The 204-nt window shown below is 39.2% G+C and carries 1 pseudogene; it reads right to left on the bottom strand.

The window, feature by feature from the left end:
* Positions 1-204 (bottom strand): annotated as a pseudogene (locus tag QOS10_RS09710) (group II intron reverse transcriptase/maturase); the annotation flags it as partial.

Here is a 204-nt window from a genome sequence, read left to right on the forward strand (position 1 = left end):
ATTTTTCGATGAATTTCTTCAAACATTCTTGTCAGAGATATTCCACGATTACGTTTAGTTAATAACTTCAGCGCTTTCTTTACTCGTTGTTGCGATTGTTTAGCTGGACGGGCGTAGGCTCTATTGTGGTCTACGCCTAGCGAAAATCCAAGGAATTTCAGTCGCAAAGGACTACCAACTTTACTCTTATCTGGATTTACTTTG

It is taken from the genome of Limosilactobacillus galli, assembly GCF_947381495.1.
GTDB classification, from domain to species: Bacteria; Bacillota; Bacilli; order Lactobacillales; family Lactobacillaceae; genus Limosilactobacillus; species Limosilactobacillus galli.